Origin of the sequence: Acetoanaerobium sticklandii (genome assembly GCF_000196455.1) — a bacterium.
Classification (GTDB): domain Bacteria; phylum Bacillota; class Clostridia; order Peptostreptococcales; family Filifactoraceae; genus Acetoanaerobium; species Acetoanaerobium sticklandii.
The window spans coordinates 164,275-186,312 of the sequence record NC_014614.1; the positions used below are offsets into that span (position 1 = coordinate 164,275).

Below are 22,038 nucleotides of genomic sequence, written 5' to 3' on the forward strand. Positions count from 1 at the left end.
TCCGGATTTTGGGTAAAAAAAATCAAGGAGTAATAGTATCAACTACCATTCCAAGATTTTATGAAGTCCTATATGATGTTTTGAAATTGTAATTAAAGCATATCTGGTTTAGTGCCTTGCTTTAGTATAGAAGAAGGCTCTATATAGCTGTACACATCTTCCTTTATATGAGGACTAAAAGCCTTTAGTTCTTCAAGTGAAAGCTGGTCTATTTCCATAGCTTTTGCTTCGCAGTGCTTTACTACCTGCCCCACTATGCTATGAGCATCTCTAAATGCTATTCCTTGCTTTACTAAGTAGTCTGCAAGCTCTGTAGCATTTAAAAAGCCTCCCTTTGTAGCTTTTTCCATATTTTCAGATTTTACGGTGAGAGTACTTACTACTCCTTCTATGATGGTGATACAGTCGATAACTGTGTCTAGGCTTTCAAAGTAATACTGCTTATCCTCTTGCATGTCCTTGTTGTAGGTTAGAGGAAGAGCTTTCATAGTAGTTAGGATTCCCATGAGATTGCCATAAAGTCTGCCTGTTTTGCCTCTTACTAGCTCTAGCGAATCTGGATTTTTCTTTTGAGGCATGATACTGCTTCCAGTGCTGTAGGCATCAGATAAAGCTATAAAGTCAAATTCTTTGGTTGAAAATATTATAAATTCCTCTGATAGTCTGCTAAGATGCATCATTATGATGCTAAATGCAGAAATCATCTCTATTATATAATCTCTGTCACTTACTGAGTCCATAGTGTTCTTTTGTACAGCTTCAAATTCGAGCATAGCTGCTGTAAACTCTCTGTCTATAGGGTAGGTAGTTCCTGCTAGGGCGCAGCTTCCAAGAGGACAAGTATCCATTATGGATAGGGCGTTTTCTATACGTTTCATATCTCTAGAAAGCATTTCATAATATGCCATAAGATGATACTTAAAGGTAACTATCTGAGCTCTTTGCAAATGAGTGTAGCCTGGCATAGGAAAGCTAGATTCATTTGATTTTTGTTCTATAGCTGATATGAGCTTTTCTAAGCTTTTTATTACTTCCTGACCAGAGAGCTTTACATATAGCTTCATATCAAGGGCAACTTGATCGTTTCTGCTTCTTGCAGTATGCATTTTCTTTCCTACTGCTCCAGCTTTTTGAGTTACTTGATATTCTAAAAAGCTGTGAATATCTTCAAACTCACCTTCAAGAAAAAGACTTCCATCTAGAATTTCTGCATGTATTTGCTCAAGTGCCTTTATTATTTTTTCAGCCTCATCACTGCTTAATATGTGACACTTGCTGAGCATGGACACATGGGCTATAGAGCCCTTTATGTCCTGCTCCCAAAGTCTTTGGTCTATATTAAACGAGCTGTTAAACTTATCCATAAAGCTGTCTTCTTCTGTTTTAAATCTGCCGCCCCAAAGTTTCATTACTTCCTCCTATTTATAGCTTAGCCTACTGCTTTTATATTGTTTTTAAGAGCTTCTTGTTGCTGAACTTTTTTCTTCATCATGCTTTGTATCTTAGTAGGCAGTGAATATAGATTTATAAAGCCTTCTGCATCCTTGTGGTCATAAAGAGGGCTTTCTCCAAATGATGAAATAGCTTCATCGTAAAGTGCGAAAGGACTGTCTATTGATGCTGGCATTATATTGCCTTTATAAAGCTTGATTTTTACTGTGCCGCTTACCATCTCTTGAGTCTTTTCAAAGAAAGCATCTAGCGATTCACGAAGTGGACTAAACCATAAGCCATCGTAGATTAGCTTTGCATATTCAAGAGCTAGGATGCTTTTAGTATGAGTTGTATTTCTGTCTAGAGTAAGGCTTTCAAGCAAGCTGTGAGCCTGAACTAAAATACTTCCACCAGGAGTTTCATATACACCTCTTGATTTCATCCCAACTAGACGATTTTCTATCATATCTAGTACACCAATACCATGATTTGAACCTATTTGGTTAAGCTGAGCTAGCATTTCGTGTGGCTCAAGTGATACGCCATTTAGCATTACAGCCTCGCCTTTATCAAAGGTAAGCTCTACATATTCTGCTTCATCTGAAGCCTTTTCAAGAGTTTTTGTCATCATGTAAAGGATATCTGCTTTGTGTTCGTTTTTAGTATCTTCCAAATCTCCACCTTCATGGCTGATGTGAAGAAGATTCTGATCTCTTGAGTAGATTTTATCTTTTGTACAAGGAACCTCTATGCCTTTTGCATTTGCATAGTCTATTGCATCTTCACGGGATTTGATATCCCAGATTCTCCATGGAGCAATTACTTTTATATCTGGATCAAAAGCTGCTATTCCTACTTCGAAACGAACCTGGTCATTTCCTTTTCCAGTACATCCGTGGCAGATATAAGGAGCGCCTTCTATATGAGCTATTTCTACTAGCTTCTTAGCTATTAAAGGTCTAGCTAGAGCAGTTCCTAGAAGATATTTGCCTTCATAAAGAGCATTTGCTTTAATCGATTTATATACATAGTCTTTTACAAATTCATCCACTACATCAGCTATATATACTTTTGATGCTCCTGATTTTATAGCTTTTTCCTGAACCTTTTGCATATCTTCATCTTGTCCTACGTTTATGCAAGCAGCTATTATATCTGCATTGTAGTTTTCTTTTAGCCATGGAATGATTATAGAAGTGTCAAGTCCACCAGAGTAAGCAAGTACTATTTTATCTTTTTTAGTTATATTATTTGTTTTCATTATATTTTCCTCCATTATTTTAGAAATTAAAAAAATCCGCCTCTTCGTATTACAAAGAGACGGATTTATATCCGCGGTACCACTCTAATTAATTGTATTTGTGCACTAATACAATTCACTCGATATCGTTAACGGCGACAGCCGTGCCTTCATACTTTGATTTCAAAAGGCATCCTCAGGGTCCCTTGTTCGGTTAAGGTGAGACTGTCGGCCTTCCACTCTGTGCCGACTCGCTGGAGTCATCTCTTAGCTTACTTTTCCCATCACTGGATATGCATATACTTGTTTTTTTCTGATTATAGGGATTTAATTTTTACTTGTCAACATCAAAAAATATATTTTTATGTTTTAAAAAATTATTTTTATATATAAATAATCGGGGAATAGCCATGAAATTATTATGAAAAACATTTTCCTAAAGCTTAAAAATTTTTTAAAATATTTTTACAAAAGTTAAAGTTTTTGTTTACAATTGAGCAAATTTTGTTTAATATAATTTAAATTATATATATTTTTAGTAAGTAGATGATTTATTATATGAGGTATTAAATTTTGGTAGATTAATAAATATATAGAATGAATAGAGTATATATTAAAAGGGGAGAGTAATATGAGTAAGCTATCAGATATGGAAAACATAGGACCAACACTAGAGCAACGATTAATAAATGCAGGAATAACTACTCCTATAGAGCTTAGAAAGCTAGGTTCAAAATCTGCATATGTGATATTAAAAGAGCATGATATAGATGCCTGCATTAACACCCTGTATGCATTAGAAGGAGCTATACAAGGGATAAGATGGCATGATCTGGCAGACGATATCAAAGCTGATTTAAAGAGATTTGCAGACTCAGAAAAAAAGTAAAGCTGGGATTAAATGAAAAAACAAGAAGAATTACTACAAAAAAATATTAGGCAGTTTTATGTATATATGCTAAGATGTAAAGATAACAGCTTGTACACTGGATACACAGTGGATATCGATATGAGGTTTAAACTTCACTGTGAAGGAACAGCATCAAAGTACACTAGAGCAAGGCTTCCAGTTAGCTTGGTTTATGTGGAAAGGCACGATACAAAAAGCAGTGCAATGAAAAGAGAGTGCAGTATAAAAAAACTCTCAAAGCTTCAAAAAGAAGCATTAATTAAAAACTCAATAGTATGATTCTTATCGAGAGAGACGGAGGGATATGGCCCTGTGAAGTCTCAGCAACCTTCAGCCCAGGCTGAAAAGGTGCTAAATCCAACTGCTTAGCAGGAAGATAAGAGAAAACTTATAACTAGGCTTTCTCTTTGAGAAAGCTTTTTTTAATGTAAAGGAGAGAGCAATGATAAAAATATTCGATGGTGGATTTGGAAGTCAGCTTATTAGCAAAAGTATATGTTTTGAATGTCCTGAGGAGTTAAACTTAACTCAAGGCGAAGTAATCAAGCAGATACATAAAGAATATGCAGATAATGGAGCAGATATAATTACAACCAATACCTTTGGAGCAAATCCTCTTAAGTTAAAAAGCTATGACCTAGAGGATAAGGTAATGGAGATTAACGTTGCAGGAATAAACTTAGCTAAAACTACAGGCAAAGAGATAGCTTTTTCTGTAGGGCCTACAGGTGAATTTGTAAAGCCTGTAGGGGATGTGAGCTTTGAAGAAATGTACGAGATATTTTACAGACAGCTTGAAGCTATAACTATATCTCAGCCTGATTATGTAATCTTTGAAACCTTTAGCGATATAGGAGAGCTAAGAGCAGGAATAATTGCATTAAAGGATATTTTTAAGAAGCACAATATAAAAATTCCTATACTCGCCTCTATGACCTATGACAGCATCTATACCTTGACTGGAGTATCGCCAGCTGCCCAAGGAGTTATTTTAGATGCTCTAGGAGTGGATGCCATAGGAATAAACTGCTCAAAAGGACCAAAGGATATACTTGAGTTACTTGTAGAGATAGAAAAGTATACCAGTGTAAAGCTTATTGCTCAGCCAAATGCAGGGATGCCTGAGATTGTAGGAGAAGATGTAGTTTATAGCATGTCAGCTAGTGAATTTGCAAATCAAATGAAGCCATATTTTGAGCTTAATATGGGATATATAGGCTCTTGCTGTGGATCTACTCCTGAGTTTACTAAAGAGCTAAGAAGGCTAGTCGATAGCATAGAAGTAAAAAATATTAAGGAGAATAAAGCAAGCTCTCATGGATATCTTGCTTCAAAAGGCAAGGTGGTTTCTTCAGAAGCATTTATTTTAATTGGAGAAGCCATTAATCCTCATGCAAGAAAAGCTGTAAAGCTGTATATGGAAGAATTTGATATAAAAGGGCTTACAAGCGTTATATCAGAGCAGTGCTTAAAAGGCGCAGATGTAATTGATATCAATGTCAATGCAGAAGGAGCAGATAAAAAAGCATTAGCAAGGGAGCTAGTGATAAGTGGACAGCTAAATTCTGATTTTGTACTTTGCATAGATTCCAAAGAGCCTGAAATCATAGAAGAGGCGCTTAAAAATTATGCAGGAAAGGCGCTTATAAACTCAGTTGCATTGGACGAAAAGGAATTAAGTGAAATCCTTCCTCTTGCAAAAAAATATGGTGCTAGTGTGATAGGACTATGCATAGAAAATGAAATACTGCCAACTACCATAGCTGAAACTGTAGAAATAGCAGAAAAGCTTCAGAGCAGACTCCTAAGTGAAGGAATACGGGCTGAAGATATCTATATAGACCCACTGCTTTTCACAAATAAAACCTACAGCATATCGCCACTTGATACAGTAGAGATTGTAAGGCAGTTATCAAATAAAGGAATAAAGACCTCTCTTGGGCTGAGCAATGTTTCTTATGGCATGAAAAATAGAGATAGATTAAATCAAACCTTGCTTTCTATGCTAATAGGAAGTGGACTTTCCATGGCAATTGCAAGTGCTAGCTCAAAAGGTATAGTTGAAACCATAGAGTCAGCCCAGATACTTATGGGAAAAGAAAAAATATCAAATAAAACCTATATAGAGCTAGAGGATATAGATAAATTGACTATAGAAGGAGAGCTGATTTATCAGCTTATTAATAAAGAAGAGCCAAGTGCATTTGATAGCCTTCTAGCTGAAAAAACAGAGCAAGAAGTCATAAATACAATGCTAATAGCACTTGATCAGGCAGGAAAGCTTTACGATGAAAAGACAATTTTCTTACCTGATATGATGCAAGTAGTTGAAAAAGTTCAGGGATTATTTGACAGGCTTGAAAATAAAGCAAAATCTAGTCATACCTTAGTTTTTGGAACGGTATATGGGGATATTCACGACATAGGTAAAAACATAGTAAAATCAGTGCTAAAGCCTTTTGGCTACAATATTATAGACCTTGGAAAAAGCGTCACAAAAGAAGCCTTTGTGGCAAAAGCAAAAGAAGTAAATGCTGATATTATAGGAATAAGCGCCCTCATGACTACTACCATGGTAAATCTAGAGCCAACTATAGAGTATATTAAATCAGAGCTTCCTAATGTAAAAATAATAGTAGGTGGAGCAGTTGTAACTGAAGATTATGCAAGAAAGGTAGGAGCTGATGGATATTCTAAAGATGCTATAAAAGCTATAGGTCTAGTAAAATCGTTGACGGAAGTGGATGAAAAATAATGCGTATAAATCTAAATCTAGATGCAAAAGAGCTACTAAAATATATAGATAGACCCTATGATGAAGCAGAGGTATCTGAGCTTATATCAGAAATCAAACCTAGTCTAGGTTACAAGGTTTTGCCTGCAAACATTACAGACTTCATGGTAAAGCTTTGTGGGTATGATATAAAATCCTATTATCTTGCTAAAGGTCTTGAAAATTCTACTAAGGCAATATTTATATGGGCTACCCTAGGCAAAGAGCTAGATGATAAAATTCATGACTTGCTAAGCGAAGATAAAATATACAAGGCTACACTCCTCGATGAATTAGCATCATTTGCTGTGGATTTTTTGATGGAAAAGCTTTACTTGAGATTAAAACAGGACTATATCAAAAAGAGAAAATTTCTAACTCTTAGATATAGTCCTGGGTATGGAGATATTGCTATAGATGAATCTGAAAAGCTTATAAAGCTAGATGATACCTGTACTATAAGCTACAATGGCTCAATGCTCATACCTCAAAAGAGCATAACTGCTATAGTAGGAACCTCATCTACTCTTGAGCTTAGGAATTATCCAAAAGGCATAGGGCTGTGTAGAGGAGAAAATTGTTATGCTTGTAAAACCTGGGCATGCATGAAAACCTGAAAAATTTAAATTTTAAATTTTGTGATTTGGCCATCTAGCTCTTCAGCCTTTGTAAACAATTCCTCAGCTAGAGAGCTCATTTCTTGCATAGAAGCTGTTTGCTCCTCAGTAGATGCTGATACCTGCTCGGCAGAGGCAGCGTAGTCTGATATTATAGCATTTATTTCTGTTAGGTTTTTTATGATATTTTCCTTGCTGTTAGTAAGAAGCTGCAAGCTGTTTCCAAGATTGCTCATATTATCTATATTCATTTTAAAAGTGGACTGAACATTTTTCACTGATGAAGCCACTTGATGTACTACTTCTTTACCCTTACTACTTTCTTGTTGACCTTGAGCTATAGAATCTCTAGATTTTCCTATAGTCTGCTGAGTAGTTTTAATAAGCTCCGATATATCGTTAGCAGATTCTATGGATTTTTGAGCTAGCTTTCTAATTTCATCGGCAACAACGGCAAAGCCTCTTCCTGCTTCTCCAGCTCTAGCTGATTCTATAGCAGCATTTAGTGCAAGAAGGTTAGTTTGATTGGCAATATCGTTTATAACCTCGACTATATTTCCGATTTGGTTTGATATCAGGTCCATATCCTTAATTGTATGAAGGGATTTTTCAGTGCTGTCTGAAATTATATCCATTTGCATTTCCATGCTTTGCATACTTGTAAGAACCTCATCTAAATCCTTGTTCATAATTTTTGAGCTGCTAGAAAGCTTTTGCATTTCTCCATCAACTTGATCTACTTGCTGTCCGATGTCATTTGCATTTTCCATGATTTCTTCCATGAAATCAACTTGCTTTTCTGAGCCTTCAGTTAAAACACCTATAGCAGAGGCTATGTGCTCAGATGTCTGAGTCAGTTGCTCAGAGGATACATTTATTTGCGAAGAAGAATCCTTTACTGTGTTTGATATATCTACTATGCTTCTTACCATGGATTTTAGATTTTCTTTCATCGTATTAAAGCCTAGACTCATTTCGCCTAGCTCATCGGTTCCAAAGGCAGGAGTTTCATTGGTTAAATCTCCATTAGCAAGCTCGTTGCACGATAGGGATAAGCTTTGTATAGGATTGATAATTTTTTTAGAAATAGTTAGTAAAATTATAAATGAAACAGCAAGTATAGCAGCTGTAACTACTAAAAAAGCCATCATCAAGGTTCTTACGCTGTTATGTACATTATCAAGAGAAAGACCTATGTGAAAAAATGAGCCTGCCTGAGCATTAAGAGGGATAGATATATTTAGTACCTCTTTTTTTATTGCAGGATAATAATAATTAGCAGAGCCACCTTTTTTTGTCTCCATCAATCCTAGTATGGTTTTGTCTGTGTATTTTTGGTCGCGCATTTCTTCGTTGCTATGATAGGTTATAGTGCCGTCGCTTCTAGAAAAACTAGCATATATTAGGTATTCTGATTCGCTAATCTCTCTCAGGTATTTATTAATTTCCTTGTCGTTTACAAATTTCATACGCCTGTAGTTTTCAAGAGCATTATTTGCAAAGAGCTCTCCATCTTGGACCATCTGCTGATTTAGATACATCTGGGCTACATAAGTAGATACTCCAGCTAAGAGAATATTTGATATTATCAAGATAGCTAGAGGAATAACGAGGATTTTTGTTCTGATTTTCAAATTCATGAGGTTAAGCATTGATTCACATCCTTATTGGGAAATTTATACGAAATGTAAATTTAATATAAGTAGGTATTATTATTCATTATATTAGTTAAATTATTTTAACACAAGGATAAAAATGGAATATTATAAAAATTAAATAATTTAAAATAATTCTGATAAATTCTAAGAATTGATAGTTATAATAAAAAAAGGGTAGTAATATTTATGTATTTATACGATATAATAAGGATATGTAAAAATAAATATGATACTTAAGTTCTATGGATAAATACTAAGATTTTGCCGATGAAATATGAAAAGTATGTGACGGGAGTGGGAAATTATGAAGGTATCTATTAAAGAATTAGAAAAAGGCATGATTATTGATAGCGATATTTTTAGTAAAAAAGGAGCATTATTATTATATAAGGGCTTCAAAATAGAGAATCCTGATCTTGTTGCAATCGTTTTACACAGAAATGGAATAGATCAAATTTTAGTGAAAAATGAGGTGCCTTCTGAAGTTGTAAAAGTAGTTGAATCAGAGGACGTAAAGCAAAGGATTGCTCATGAAGTAAGGCTATTTAAAGAAGAATTTGTTCAGATTATGAATGAAGTAAAAGAAGATGTAAGACGTTTTGAAGAAACAAACGACATATCTGAGATTAAGGATTTAGATAAAGGATTAGAGCTAGCTCATGAGTATGAAAACTCAATTTTTACCCTTTTCCAGATGATAGAAAAAATTAAGCTAGAAAACCAAGATGATTATGCTCAGATAGTAGAAACTTCACTTCTTGCATACTCTATTGGAAAGTGGCTGTATCTTAGTGAAAAAGAACTTAAAGAAATTTCTGAAGCGGCACTTCTTAGTCAGATAATGGAGTATGCTCATTTTGATTTTAACCAAGACCCTGCAAGTGTAAAGGGAGCAAATTCAGTATCAACAGATATATTAAAGGCAGCATTTCAGATTCAAGAGAGAATGGACGGCTCAGGCTATCCAAAAGGACTCACTAGAACTCAGATTCATCCATATGCAAAAGTGATAGCTGTTGCAGATGTGTTCCAAAACCTTACAACTGGAGGAGAGCTTGCAGAAAAGCTTTCAGTTTTTGAGGCTGTAAGGATAATGGAAAGAGAATATATTACAAAGCTAGATGTAAAGTCCTTATATGTATTTTTACACAGAGTTGGAAGCAAGTTTATAGGAAGCTCTGTGAGATTAAGCGACGGAACTGTAGGAGAGATAGTTTTTGTGCCGGAGAATGAGGTTTCTATGCCTTATATCAAGCTAGAGGATGGACATGTAGTCAACCTTCAAAGTCCTGAGTATAAGGATAAACATATAGTAGAAATTTTTTAGTATTTTTTTAAAACTTAATAGGGGGCGCATTTTATGTATGTTATGGAAATGAACCTGGAAGACATCATCGCAGAAAAAGACGAAAAAGATCAACGACTTTTGATGGCAGAATTTAGGAATCTAGGAGGCTATGAAACCCTAGGAGAGTTTTTTGAGGACCTTGAAGAAATGTCGGAAAAAAATGATCCGAAGGCAATAAGACTCTATAGGTTTGCAGAGTGGTTATCCCACGAAAGCTTATTCTATAGTCTAGTCAATCTACTAGAAGACTTAAAGAGTTCAGTTCATACGGAATATGCAATAAAGGCGATAACTAAAATCCCTAACGAACCTAAAGCTTTATGCGAAGCTGTATCTAAGGTTTTAGACTCTGTACAGAGATTTCAGGAGCCAGGAGTTTTATATCAAGCAGTAGCACTTCTTCACCGTATGGAGATGGTAGATAGCAGTGTAAGAGCTTGTCTTAGAACTCGCAGAAGGATTACTCTAGATGAAAATGTACTAAGAGAAGTGAGCAATAGAATGGAGAACCTTGCTAAGTATGAGGAGGATTTCCATAAAAACAGTGATGTAAGAGCCGACTTTGCATCCAAAGATAAATTTATTGAATTTGCAAATGAATTCATAAACTTTAAAAATACCCTTTAGTGGGTATTTTTTTTACCAAAATTAGTTCCCACTAAAAGGGTATAATATGTTATATTAAAAATACTATATGTGAAAGCTTGTGAAGAAAAATGATAGATATATTTGTTTTACAATTTATGAATAGTATTTCAAATCCTTTATTTGACAATGTCATGACTTTTATAACAAAGCTAGGAGACAAGGGTCTGATTTGGATTTTATTAGCACTTATAATGCTATATTACAAGCAAACAAGAACCTATGGCATTGCTATGATTATGGCTTTGCTGCTCACATTGGTTTTAGGAGAAGGAATAATAAAAAATATAATACAAAGAGACAGACCTTTTATAAAGCACAGCTTTGATGTGATTATTAATCATCCTATAAGCTATTCATTTCCTTCTGGACATACAGCTTCATCATTTACCGTTTTAGGAATCTTTTTATTTGGTATAAAGAAATATAGATTTAGTTGTTTTATTCTAGCCTTTCTGATTGCTTTTTCTAGGCTGTATCTAGGAGTGCATTATTTCACTGATGTACTTGGAGGAGCAGTGCTTGGCTTAATGGATGCCTATTTAGTGTATAGGCTATATCTTAGAAAAAAACTCCAGACATAAATTCGAAATTTAAGAAAAAGAGAGGAGACAGATTATGGAAAATAATTGTGTTCCAAAGGATAAAAAATTTGTTCCTGTTATAGAGTCAAAGCTAAGAAAAAAAATAGTAGAAGTTCCAAAGGAAATATATCAAGCAAGTGGGATTAATATTTTTGCCAAACGTATTAAGTCGCTTATGTTTTCTACCGATGTAGCACTTATAAAGAATTCAAATGCAGATGGGGTTATTGCGGTATACCCTTTTACACCTCAGCTATCAATAACTCAGGCTATCATAGAGGTTTCTCCTAGTCCTGTTTTTTGCGGAGTAGGAGGAGGACTTACAACAGGGCAGCGCTCTATAGATATTGCTCTTCATGCAGAGCTAAATGGTGCATTTGGAGTAGTACTTAATGCACCTACTCCAAATGCTCTTATTATGGAAATGAAAAAACGTATAGATATACCAATAGTTATAACTGTGGTATCTGAAAAAGAAGATATTGCAGCCCGAATAAAAGCGGGTGTTTCGATATTTAACGTATCTGGGGGGGCAAAAACAGCTTCCATTGTTTCGAAAATAAGAGATGAGTTTCCTGAGATGCCAATTATTGCAACTGGAGGACCTACGCCAGAGAGCATACTAGAAACTATTAATGCTGGAGCAAATGCTATAACCTATACTCCACCGAGCAGTGGAGAGCTTTTCTCGCAAATAATGGAAAATTACAGAGGGGGACTTAAGTAAGAATGAGAATTCAGGTTGAAGATATTCAAAAGGATATGATCATCGATGAAGATGTATATAGTAATCAGGGAAACCTCATAGTGGGCAGAGGTTTCTCTGTTTCCAATGCTATGATACTAAAAAATCTTCTAAGACAGCATAGGGTAGACAAAGTAAAAGTATTGACTTTATCAGAGGAAGTAGCACCGCCATCGCCTAAAGAAAAAATTGATCAAGAAATAGTGGATTTTAAATTGGAGTTTCATGACACAGTAAGCACTATCGAAAATGAAATTTCAAGTATTTTAGGTGGAGAAATTGAGGAAGAAAAATTAAACAGCCTTGTTGAGTCTAGTCTCAGTATGCAATCAGGAACTACATTGAATATTTTTCAGATGATGCAAAAGGTAAAGGATAGCGATGATGTTACCTACTCACATTGCTACAGTGTGTCACTATCAGCCTATGCTATAGGGAAATGGCTTAAGCTATCTGAAGAGGAGTTAAAGGAATTGACTTTAAGTGCAATTTTAGCTGATGCAGGCAAGGCTTCAGTTCCAAAGGAAATTCTTATGAAAAAAGGTTTTTTAACTGAACAGGAACTAAATGAAATGAAAAAGCACGTTCAGTATTCATATGATATGTTAGATGGGTATCCTATAAGTGAACAAGTTAAGAATGCTATACGCTACCATCATGAGAGAGAAGATGGTTCAGGCTACCCAGAGGGATTAAAAGGAGATAAGATACCTTACTATGCCAAGATTATAGCTATAGCTGACGTATATACAGCACTGACTTCAAAGAGACCACAAAGAGAGAAACTCACTCCTTTTGAAGCACTTAAAATCATGGAAAGAGATTTCATGGATAAGCTTGACGTAACCATACTTACTGAATTTTTGAAGCGAATAGCGGAAAACTACATAGGAAATCCTGTAAAGCTAAATGATGATACGATAGGTGAGATAGTGTTCTTATCTGTACATAAGTTGTCAAGACCAGTTATTAAAACTACTCAGGGCGATAAACTGATAGATTTAGGAAATAAAGAAAACGCTAAATTAGAAATAGTAGAATTTTTATAGAACTTAAAAAGCCTAAATTCAACTAAGTTTCAAATGAAACCATTTAGTTTGATTTAGGCTTTTTTTATTAATTATACTACTTAGAGTAAAACTCTATGATATATGAATCAGTCACCTCTATAGGCACCTGGTCTCGTTTTGGCTCAGCAATTAGCTTTCCAGAAAAATCATTTAGATTTTTCTCTAGATAAGGTAAATTGGTTGTTGTGCTTGTAAAGCTATCTTTGAAAATAGCTATGCTTTTTGATTTTTCTTTTAGAGAAATGGTATCTTCCACTTCTACTTTATAAGATGGTCTGTCTACTTTTTTTCCATTCACTAGGATATGACCATGAACTACCATCTGCCTAGCTTGCCTTAAGGTAGATGCAAAGCCCAGTCTATATGTCATATTGTCCAGTCTTTGTTCTAGTCTTTGAACTAGCTTTTCACCAGAGTTTCCTTTTGAATGCATAGCAGCTTCCACATAGATTTTAAACTGTTTTTCCAGTACGCCGTAATAGGCTTTTAGTTTTTGTTTTTCTCTTAGTTGTTTTCCATATTCTGATATTTTCTTTTGTGGCTTTACCCCTCTATTTAACGCTTTAGGGTGATCAAATACATTTACGCCCAGACTTCTTGCCACTTTAAATCTAGGTCCCATTGGTCTTGCCAATATGTTTCCTCCTCAAAAATACTAAACATAATAAAATTACGTCCAGCAGCCGATTATTATTATACGATAAAATCCAAGAGATGTAAACGATAATTTAAATCAATTGATATATAGATTCGAATAAATAATTAATAATGCTATAGCTTTAGTAAAGGATATAGCTGTAAGAGAGCCTCTTAAAAGCCGTATAAGATTTACTATAAAAACTTTAGTTTTGTGAAAGGGATTGAGTTTTATAAAAATAAGAGGATAATATAATTAAGAGGTATTAAGAAAAACTAGAAGCTAAGATACTGGTTTTCAAATTAATAGCTATGATATAATAATATATTGCATTTACATTAAATTTATTAAGTATAAAATAAAGGATGATATTATGAAAAAAAGAGTTGTTTTAGGTATGAGCGGAGGAGTAGATTCCTCTGTATCAGCAGTAATTTTAAAAGAAGCTGGCTACGATGTAGTCGGTATTTTTATGAAAAATTGGGATGAAAAGGATGAAGATGGAGTTTGTACAGCTACAGAGGATTACGAAGATGTAAGAAGAGTTGCTGACCAGCTTGGAATCCCATATTATACAGTGAATTTTGAAAAGGAATACTGGGATAGAGTGTTCAGCTATTTTCTGGATGAATACAATAAAGGAAGAACACCAAATCCAGATGTAATGTGCAATCAAGAGATTAAATTTAATGCATTTTTAGATTACGCGCTTAAGCTTGACGCTGATTACATAGCTATGGGACATTACGCTAGAGTAGAAGAAAGAGATGGTAAATTTTACTTGCTAAGAGGCGTTGATAATAATAAAGACCAGACCTATTTCTTGTCTAGAATAGGCCAAAAAGCTCTTTCTAAATCACTTTTTCCAATAGGCGAACTTGAAAAATCTAAAGTGAGAGAAATAGCTGAAAAAAATGAGCTTTACACTGCAAAGAAAAAAGATTCTACAGGAGTTTGCTTTATAGGTGAGCGTGATTTTGATGCCTTCCTTGACAAATACCTGCTTTCGAAAAAAGGCGATATGATAAATGTAGATACAGGCAAAAAGATATCCCAGCATCATGGGCTTTACCACTATACGCTAGGACAAAGAAAAGGCATAGGAATAGGTGGAGTAGGAAGCGGAGAGCCATGGTTTGTAGTTGGAAAGGATCTTAAAAAGAATCTTCTATATGTAGCTCAAGGAGAGCAGCATGAAGCGCTTTATTCTACTTCCTTAATAGGAGAAGCTCCAGCGTGGACGCTAGATGAGGAGCCAGTATTTCCACTTCACTGCACTGCAAAATTCAGATACAGACAGCAAGATATTCCTGTTACTGTACACAAGATGGAAGATGGAAACATTCATATAGTGTATGACAATCCAGTAAAAGCAGTTACTCCAGGACAGGTAGCTGTACTTTATGATGCAGATATCTGTTTAGGAAGCAGCATTATAAAATCCATAGAGCCTGTAAATAGTAAGTATAAATATCTTAACCCGACATTTTAGATAAAAAGCTTTATTAAAATACATGCAAAGGACAGACTTGATAAAAAGTCTATGAGGTAGTCAAAATGGACAAAGAGACAAAAAGCTATTTAAAGATTGCCCTAGCTGGCAGTTTATGGGGCATGATTGGTATTTTCGTTCAGACACTTAGAGGATTTGGATTAAGTGCAGAATTTGTAGCATTTTCTAGAGTATTTCTGGGATTTGCTTTGCTTGCAGGATGGTTTTTAATAAAAGATCCGAGCATTTTAAAAATAGACCTAAAGGGACTGATTTCTGCTTGCGTTATAGGTGTGATTTCGCAGGGATTATTTAATCTTACTTATTTTGCGTCTATTCAAAGAGTAGGAACCTTTACAGCGGTAGTTCTGCTTTATTTTTCCCCTGTGTTTATGTTTTTGCTAGGAACCTTTATGTACAAGGAAAAAGCTGATAAAAGAAAAATAATTTCAGTGCTGATATGCTTTGCAGGCTGTATATTTGGAGTAAGTGGTGGAGACTTTTCAGCATTGAAAGCAGATCTTCCTGGAATATCCCTAGGACTTATTGCATCCCTTAGCTATTCACTGATGCCAGCACTTAGCAAGAAAACAGCATCCTCATATAATCCTTTTACTATTATAATCTACAGCTTTATGTTTGGAAGCCTCATGCTACTTCCATTTGCAAAGCCGATGAACGAGCTATATATGCTTCAAGATTTAAGACTTGTAGTATTACTTATAGCCTTTAGTATATTTGTAGCAGCTATGCCTTACTGCCTTTACATACCGTCACTTCACAATGTGCAGGTTTCAAAGCTAGGAGTTATTGCATCTGTTGAGCTAATAGTATCGATTGCAATTGCTGCAGTATTTTTAAAAGAACCTGTAAGACTGGGCAATCTTATAGGTGTAGCCATAATACTGGTGTCTATAGTAGCAATGAACAAGCCACCTGTGAAGATGATTAAAAGAGAAATATCACAGTAGATGAGAGAATAATTTCGAAATTATATATTAAGCCTTGATAAAAATCACAGACGAATCAGCTTAATTTCTTTACTGTGAATACATTAAGGTTATAAGTCCAATCGCCTATTAACCTGATTGGACTTAATTATTTAATACAAGATTATCAAATCATCTGGAGGGTAATAAATGAAAATAGCTATATTAGTAAATGAAGATACTATGAAAAGATGTACAGGAAAAGGTTGCTTCAATGCGTTTTTCAATAGGCTTGATTCGTTTTCAGACTATGGACCAGAGGCTCAGATTCTAGGCTTTACTCATGTGGGCGGAGATTTGGAGCATAAAATAGAAAAATTAAAGAAAAATAAAGTTGAAGCAGTTCATCTTTCGAGTTGTCTTAGAAGACGCTACTCAGGATATCAGGAGCTTTTAGAAAGGCTCTCAAAGGACTTTGAAGTTAAAGGCTATACTCATGGAAGAGCGATATTAGATTAATATCTTTAGGATTAAATAGGATTATGGGATTACTATATATACTATGAGTATTATTGTTTAATAATCATATAAAGCTAATGAGTTTTAAACAATTAAAAACCCTCCTTGAAGCTTAAGCTGATTCTTAAACTTCAAGGAGGGTTTGATTATTTATTAGCTTAGAATTTATTTATGCTAGATACGCTTTAATCATCCATAGATTCTTTTCATAGCCAGCTAGCATTCCTGTCAGCATATCTTCTGTCACAGGGTCGTCTGCTTCTCCAGCTATATCAATACCGTTTTTAAGAGATTCGATTGTATATTCATAATCCTTTTGAAGAGCAGATAGCACTTCATCTGGGCTTATGCCTTTGCTTTCAACTTCCTTAATTTTTGCATTTGCTAGATAGTCTTTCATAGTTGCAAATGGACGCTCACCTAACTGTAGGATTCTTTCAGCAACTTCATCAAGCTCTCCTGCTACGCCATCATATAGCTCCTCTAGTTTTGCATGTAGCTGGAAGAAACCTCTTCCTTCTACGTTCCAGTGATAGTTGTGAAGCTTAGTATACATAACGTGAAGATCTGATAGATGAACATTTAGAAACTGAGTTACAGTGTTAGCGTTTTTCTTGTTAGCCATAATAAAATTCCTCCTTAAAATTATATAAAATTTATTTTTATCATATTAATTAGTTTACCCAGAAATGATTTAATTAAACTATATTGTAATCATTTCAAAGTTGTCTATAATACAATTATAACCACTTAAAATAAGTTTAAACATCTTTTTAAAAAAATTTTTTTGAATAAGTTTTTTTGTGGTATATAATATTTATGAGGATTGTTAAAAGTCAATAATTTCAAAACAGACAATTTAGAACTAATCCGGTTGTAAACATAAATATAAGGAGGGCACAATGGAATTTAAATTTGCACATAACAATATAAATGTACTAGATTTAGAAAAAAGCATGGCTTTTTATGAAAAAGCACTAGGGCTTAAAGAAGTAAGAAGAAAGGAAGCTTCTGACGGAAGCTTTATACTCGTATATCTAGGAGATGGAAGCTCTGCTCATCAGCTAGAGCTTACTTGGCTTAGAGACTGGGATAGACCTTATAATCTTGGGGATAATGAGTTTCATATAGCCTTTACTGTGGATGATTATGAAAAGGCTCATGAGCATCACAAGCAGATGGACTGCATAGTATTTGAAAATCCATCAATGGGTATTTATTTTATAGCAGACCCAGATAATTATTGGCTAGAGATATTACCTCAAAACAGATAAGAGATAAATCAATAAGGTAAAATACCAGGGTGTCCTCATATAAAAATATGGGGGCACTCTTTTGAATTCAAAAAAACTTAGCAAGCCAGTTTAGAAATGAAAAAATAGGCAATAATTAGGATAGAAAGTGAGGCGATTTCATGCTTTGTCAAAATTGTAAGCAAAACGAAGCATCTATATCATATATGCAAGTTATAAATGGTGCAGTTACAAAGGTATCGCTCTGTGAAGATTGCGCTCATGAGAAAAAAATAAAGCCCATAGATATAAATATACCTTTTTCAGTCAAGGATTTGTTTGCAAGTCTAATGGATATGGACAAGAGCAGTACCTATGAGGCTGAAAAAGAAAAAGCCTGCCCAAAATGTCGCTCTACCTACAGCAGATTTCAATCTCTTGGCAAGGTAGGCTGTGAGGCTTGCTATGAAACCTTTAAAGATGAGCTGAGTCCTCTTATAAGAAGAGTGCAAATAAAAGGAGAACATATAGGAAAAATACCTGAGCATGCGGCTTTTGACATAAAGCGAAAAAGAGAAATCACTAAGCTCAAAACGGAGCTCTCTCATGCTATACAGGCAGAAGAATTTGAAAAAGCAGCTGAGCTAAGAGATAAAATCAAGCTCCTTGAGAAAGAGGTGGGATAATGAACGAAAATGCAGAAGCAAGCAAGCTTGAGGACATGAGAAAAAGCATAGTTGTGAGCTCTAGAGTAAGACTTGCCAGAAATTTGGAGGACTACAATTTTCCAAATAAATTAGAAGCAAATGAAGCAAAGGACATTATCTCAAAGGTAAAAGAAAGCTTAGATGGCTATGATATAAACTTTAACGCTGTAATAATGGCTGAGGCAGATATGCTTTACAAGGAATATCTGCTTGAAAATCATTTGATAAGCAAGGAAATGTCAGAAGAAGCAAAAGGAGCAGTATTTATAAATGAGCAAAATACCCTGTCGATAATGGTAAATGAAGAAGACCATCTGAGAATTCAAGCTCTTCTTCCAGGACTCCATATGGATAATGCTTATGAGATGTGCGATAAACTGGATGATTTACTGGAAAAAAACTTAAGATACGCATTTAGGGAGAACCTAGGGTATTTGACTTCTTGCCCTACAAATCTAGGCACAGGAATGAGAGCCTCTGTAATGGTTCATCTGCCAGCGCTAGTTGAGATGGGCTTTATAACTCCAATACTTGAAAATGCTACTCAAATAGGCCTTGCAGTTAGAGGGCTTTATGGAGAGGGAACGCAGTTTATAGGTTCGCTTTTTCAGGTTTCAAATCAGCTTACTTTAGGCTTCAAGGAAGAAGAAATAGTAAACAGCATTATGGGTATAACTAGGCAAATAATCGAAAAGGAAATAGAAGCGGAAAGAATATTAGTTTCAAAGCTGGGTATAGTATTACAAGACAGAATTTCTAGATGCCTTGGGATATTAGCGACTAGCAGGGTCATGAAGATAAATGAATCTATGAACTATCTTTCTAAAATCAAGCTAGGAATACGATTAGGCTGGATTACAGGAATATCAGATGAAGAAATAAACAGAATCATGATAAAGGTACAGCCAGGAAATCAAATCATAGATTATAAAGCAAAGAGCCAAGAACAAATAGATACAGGTAGAGCAAATCTGCTCAGGACGATTTTTAAAGATGTTGACTTTGTAGGATAAGGAGGATTACAAAAATGATGGAGAATTTTACAGAAAGAGCAAAGCAAGCCATAGAGCTTGCAAAGAGGGAAGCTAGCAAGCTAGGTCATAATATTGCTGGCAGTGAGCATATTCTTTTGGGACTGATGGCTGAAGGACAAGGAATAGCTTATCAAGTGCTATACAAATTTGGTCTTACGCTTGAATCACTAGTAAGAGAAATAATAGATTTAGAGGGTATTGGACTTCCAAATACTCACTTTCAAGGCTTTAGCCCTAGAACTAAAGGGATTTTTGAGCTGAGTATAATGGAAGCAAAAATGCTAGGCCATAGCTATATAGGTACTGAGCATTTACTTCTAGCCTTGCTAAAGGAAAAAGAGTGCATAGGATGCAGGCTTCTAATGGAAAAAGGTATAGACTATAATCTGGTATTTAAAGAGATTATGAATCTTCTTGGAGGAAGCAGTGCAGGCAAAGAGCCTAATCAAGCAGGAAATACAAGCTCTATGAATAGTCAAAATCCAAACACCCCTACACTTAACCAGTACGGTGTGGATTTGACCAAAGAAGCTGATGAAAACAGACTTGACCCTGTAATAGGTAGAAGTAAAGAAATAGAAAGAATAATTCAAATTTTAAGTAGAAGAACTAAGAATAACCCTGTCCTTATAGGCGACCCGGGTGTAGGAAAGACAGCTATAATAGAAGGACTAGCTCAAAAAATAAACTCGGGAGATATCCCATCTACCCTTAAAAACAAGCGTATTATGACTCTCGAAATGGGAAACCTTCTTGCAGGAGCTAAGTACAGAGGCGAGTTTGAAGAGAGAGTTAAAAAAATAGTAGAGGAATTAAAAGCAAATAAAGATGTGATTATATTTATAGATGAAATCCACAATCTAGCAGGAGCCGGTGGAGCTGAAGGTGCTATAGATGCATCAAATATCATGAAGCCTGCACTAGCTAGAGGTGAAATCCAGGTTATGGGAGCTACTACTATAGATGAATACAGAAAGCACATAGAAAAGGATTCTGCTCTAGAGAGAAGATTCCAGACAGTAATGGTAGATGAGCCTAACACTGAGGATTCTATAAAAATACTTCACGGCCTTAGAGATAGATATGAAGCTCACCATAAGGTAAAGATTACTGATGAAGCAATAAAGGCGGCCGTTGATTTATCGCATAGATATATCACTGATAGATTTTTGCCTGACAAAGCTATAGATTTAATAGATGAAGCAGCTTCTAGAGTAAGGCTTAGAAAATATATGGAGCCTGATAATATCAAGGAGCTAGAGGATAAACTATCCAAGCTTTCTATGGAAAAGGAAGAAGCAATAGCTACTCAGGATTTTGAAAAGGCTGCTAAAATTAGAGATGAAGAAAAGCAAATCAAAGAGCAGCTAGGCGAAAATAAAGAGCAGTGGACTAAGAAAAACTATACTAGCACTGAAGTAGTATTAGAAAAGGACATAGCTGAAATAGTATCTTCATGGACAGGAGTTCCAGTTACTAGACTTCAAATGGAAGAATCTACTAAGCTTTTGGATTTAGAAAATATACTTCACAAAAGAGTTATAGGTCAAGAAGAAGCAGTAGAAGCTATATCAAGAGCCATAAGAAGAGCTAGAACAGGTATGAAGGATCCAAAGAGACCTATAGGCTCATTTATATTCCTAGGGCCTACAGGAGTAGGAAAAACTGAGCTTTCAAAGGCTTTAGCAGAAGCTATGTTTGAAGATGAGGATTCTATAGTTAGAATAGATATGAGTGAGTATATGGAAAAGCATTCTGTATCAAAACTCATAGGCTCTCCTCCAGGATATGTAGGCTATGATGAAGGCGGGCAGCTTACGGAAAAAATCAGAAGAAAGCCATATTCTGTGGTATTATTTGATGAGATAGAAAAAGCTCATCCAGATGTATTTAATATGCTGCTTCAGATTCTAGACGATGGAAGACTTACAGATTCTAAAGGACGTACTGTGGATTTCAAAAATACAGTGCTCATCATGACTTCAAACGTAGGTGCAACTACTATCCAAAAGCAAAAGACTCTTGGATTTAGCACTGTAACAGATGAAGAAAAGAAAGAAAAAGCAGCTTACGAAAAGATGAAGGACAATGTTATGGTTGAGCTTAAGAGAAGCTTTAAACCAGAGTTTCTAAATCGTGTAGACGATATTATAGTATTCCATGCGCTTACAGATAGAGAGCTTGAAAAAATCGTATATCTAATGATATCAAATCTGGAAAAACGTCTTATGGATAAAAATATTACTATAGAGCTAGATGAGGCTGCAATGAAGCTCATCACTAAAAATGGCTATGATTTAGAGTTTGGCGCAAGACCTCTAAAGCGTGCTATTCAAAGACTGCTTGAAGATGAAATCTCTGAAAAGCTTTTAAGAGGAGAAATAAATGATTCTGACAATATAAAAGTTACAGCAGTGGATGACAAGCTAGATTTCGTAGTAAAGACAAAAACAGTTTAAAATGA

General features: G+C 35.1%; 21 protein-coding genes, 1 riboswitch and 1 other annotated feature. Of the genes, 16 read left to right on the forward strand and 5 right to left on the reverse strand.

Annotated elements, in window-relative coordinates; translation table 11 throughout:
- Positions 1-92: 92 nt before the first annotated feature.
- Both argH and CLOST_RS00870 read right to left on the reverse strand, forming a co-directional pair.
- Entirely contained in the window at positions 93-1,409 is a 1,317-nt protein-coding gene (gene argH / locus CLOST_RS00865) for an argininosuccinate lyase (RefSeq protein ID WP_013360363.1), read from the reverse strand.
- A gap of 20 nt (positions 1,410-1,429) precedes the next feature.
- Positions 1,430-2,695 (reverse strand): argininosuccinate synthase, encoded by a 1,266-nt coding sequence (locus CLOST_RS00870; RefSeq protein ID WP_013360364.1) that lies wholly within the window; start codon positions 2,693-2,695, stop codon positions 1,430-1,432.
- A 52-nt stretch (positions 2,696-2,747) separates the two neighbouring features.
- Positions 2,748-2,971, reverse strand: a binding site (T-box leader).
- Between the two features lie 334 nt (positions 2,972-3,305).
- On the opposite strand from CLOST_RS00870, the gene CLOST_RS00875 reads away from it, so the two are divergent.
- From CLOST_RS00875 to CLOST_RS00890, 4 genes are all read left to right on the forward strand, one after another.
- Positions 3,306-3,563 (forward strand): TfoX/Sxy family protein, encoded by a 258-nt coding sequence (locus CLOST_RS00875; RefSeq protein ID WP_013360365.1) that lies wholly within the window; start codon positions 3,306-3,308, stop codon positions 3,561-3,563.
- A 12-nt stretch (positions 3,564-3,575) separates the two neighbouring features.
- The gene (locus CLOST_RS00880) at positions 3,576-3,863 is read left to right on the forward strand and encodes a GIY-YIG nuclease family protein (RefSeq protein WP_013360366.1); all 288 of its coding nucleotides are present in this window, start codon (positions 3,576-3,578) and stop codon (positions 3,861-3,863) included.
- Positions 3,864-3,967, forward strand: a riboswitch (SAM riboswitch).
- Between the two features lie 59 nt (positions 3,968-4,026).
- The gene (locus CLOST_RS00885; RefSeq protein WP_013360367.1) at positions 4,027-6,339 is read left to right on the forward strand and encodes a homocysteine S-methyltransferase family protein; all 2,313 of its coding nucleotides are present in this window, start codon (positions 4,027-4,029) and stop codon (positions 6,337-6,339) included.
- On the forward strand, positions 6,339-6,974 hold the full coding sequence (locus tag CLOST_RS00890; protein WP_013360368.1) for a hypothetical protein: 636 nt from the start codon (positions 6,339-6,341) through the stop codon (positions 6,972-6,974). The genes CLOST_RS00885 and CLOST_RS00890 overlap by 1 nt, the downstream gene beginning before the upstream one ends.
- 5 nt (positions 6,975-6,979) lie before the next feature.
- On the opposite strand, the gene CLOST_RS00895 is transcribed toward CLOST_RS00890, so the two are convergent.
- The gene (locus CLOST_RS00895) at positions 6,980-8,614 is read right to left on the reverse strand and encodes a methyl-accepting chemotaxis protein (RefSeq protein ID WP_162091636.1); all 1,635 of its coding nucleotides are present in this window, start codon (positions 8,612-8,614) and stop codon (positions 6,980-6,982) included.
- Between the two features lie 322 nt (positions 8,615-8,936).
- Here CLOST_RS00895 and CLOST_RS00900 point away from each other — a divergent pair, with 322 nt between their 5' ends.
- The 5 genes from CLOST_RS00900 to CLOST_RS00920 all read left to right on the forward strand — a co-directional run bounded on the left by CLOST_RS00900 (position 8,937) and on the right by CLOST_RS00920 (position 13,003).
- Positions 8,937-9,959, forward strand: coding sequence for an HD-GYP domain-containing protein (locus tag CLOST_RS00900; protein ID WP_013360370.1), 1,023 nt, complete (start codon positions 8,937-8,939; stop codon positions 9,957-9,959).
- Between the two features lie 33 nt (positions 9,960-9,992).
- On the forward strand, positions 9,993-10,607 hold the full coding sequence (locus CLOST_RS00905; RefSeq protein WP_013360371.1) for a hypothetical protein: 615 nt from the start codon (positions 9,993-9,995) through the stop codon (positions 10,605-10,607).
- A gap of 116 nt (positions 10,608-10,723) precedes the next feature.
- Positions 10,724-11,209 carry a phosphatase PAP2 family protein gene (locus CLOST_RS00910; RefSeq protein WP_231853137.1) on the forward strand — a complete coding sequence of 162 codons (486 nt, stop codon included), beginning with the start codon at positions 10,724-10,726 and terminating at the stop codon, positions 11,207-11,209.
- A gap of 34 nt (positions 11,210-11,243) precedes the next feature.
- Positions 11,244-11,936: a beta/alpha barrel domain-containing protein gene (locus CLOST_RS00915; protein ID WP_013360373.1), complete on the forward strand. Its 693-nt coding sequence runs from the start codon at positions 11,244-11,246 to the stop codon at positions 11,934-11,936.
- A 2-nt stretch (positions 11,937-11,938) separates the two neighbouring features.
- Positions 11,939-13,003: an HD-GYP domain-containing protein gene (locus CLOST_RS00920; protein WP_013360374.1), complete on the forward strand. Its 1,065-nt coding sequence runs from the start codon at positions 11,939-11,941 to the stop codon at positions 13,001-13,003.
- A 76-nt stretch (positions 13,004-13,079) separates the two neighbouring features.
- On the opposite strand, the gene rpsD is transcribed toward CLOST_RS00920, so the two are convergent.
- Complete coding sequence (rpsD, locus tag CLOST_RS00925) at positions 13,080-13,658, reverse strand: 30S ribosomal protein S4 (protein WP_013360375.1); 579 nt, start codon at positions 13,656-13,658, stop codon at positions 13,080-13,082.
- Positions 13,659-14,007: 349 nt separating this feature from the next.
- Between rpsD and mnmA the strand changes: the two genes are divergently transcribed.
- The 3 genes from mnmA (at position 14,008) to CLOST_RS00940 (ending at position 16,601) form a co-directional block, all read left to right on the forward strand.
- Positions 14,008-15,153 (forward strand): tRNA 2-thiouridine(34) synthase MnmA, encoded by a 1,146-nt coding sequence (gene mnmA, locus CLOST_RS00930; protein WP_259369991.1) that lies wholly within the window; start codon positions 14,008-14,010, stop codon positions 15,151-15,153.
- Between the two features lie 65 nt (positions 15,154-15,218).
- Entirely contained in the window at positions 15,219-16,124 is a 906-nt protein-coding gene (locus CLOST_RS00935) for a DMT family transporter (RefSeq protein WP_013360377.1), read from the forward strand.
- A 168-nt stretch (positions 16,125-16,292) separates the two neighbouring features.
- Positions 16,293-16,601 (forward strand): CGGC domain-containing protein, encoded by a 309-nt coding sequence (locus tag CLOST_RS00940; protein ID WP_013360378.1) that lies wholly within the window; start codon positions 16,293-16,295, stop codon positions 16,599-16,601.
- Positions 16,602-16,770: 169 nt separating this feature from the next.
- Here the strand turns inward: CLOST_RS00940 and CLOST_RS00945 are convergent, their stop codons facing one another.
- The gene (locus tag CLOST_RS00945; RefSeq protein WP_013360379.1) at positions 16,771-17,226 is read right to left on the reverse strand and encodes a Dps family protein; all 456 of its coding nucleotides are present in this window, start codon (positions 17,224-17,226) and stop codon (positions 16,771-16,773) included.
- A gap of 277 nt (positions 17,227-17,503) precedes the next feature.
- On the opposite strand from CLOST_RS00945, the gene CLOST_RS00950 reads away from it, so the two are divergent.
- The 4 genes from CLOST_RS00950 (at position 17,504) to CLOST_RS00965 (ending at position 22,033) form a co-directional block, all read left to right on the forward strand.
- Complete coding sequence (locus CLOST_RS00950) at positions 17,504-17,875, forward strand: VOC family protein (RefSeq protein ID WP_013360380.1); 372 nt, start codon at positions 17,504-17,506, stop codon at positions 17,873-17,875.
- 140 nt (positions 17,876-18,015) lie between these two features.
- Positions 18,016-18,519 (forward strand): UvrB/UvrC motif-containing protein, encoded by a 504-nt coding sequence (locus CLOST_RS00955; RefSeq protein ID WP_013360381.1) that lies wholly within the window; start codon positions 18,016-18,018, stop codon positions 18,517-18,519.
- Complete coding sequence (locus CLOST_RS00960) at positions 18,519-19,553, forward strand: protein arginine kinase (protein WP_013360382.1); 1,035 nt, start codon at positions 18,519-18,521, stop codon at positions 19,551-19,553. Before CLOST_RS00955 ends, CLOST_RS00960 begins: the two co-directional genes overlap by 1 nt.
- Before the next feature lie 14 nt (positions 19,554-19,567).
- Positions 19,568-22,033 carry an ATP-dependent Clp protease ATP-binding subunit gene (locus CLOST_RS00965; protein ID WP_013360383.1) on the forward strand — a complete coding sequence of 822 codons (2,466 nt, stop codon included), beginning with the start codon at positions 19,568-19,570 and terminating at the stop codon, positions 22,031-22,033.
- Positions 22,034-22,038 lie beyond the last annotated feature (5 nt).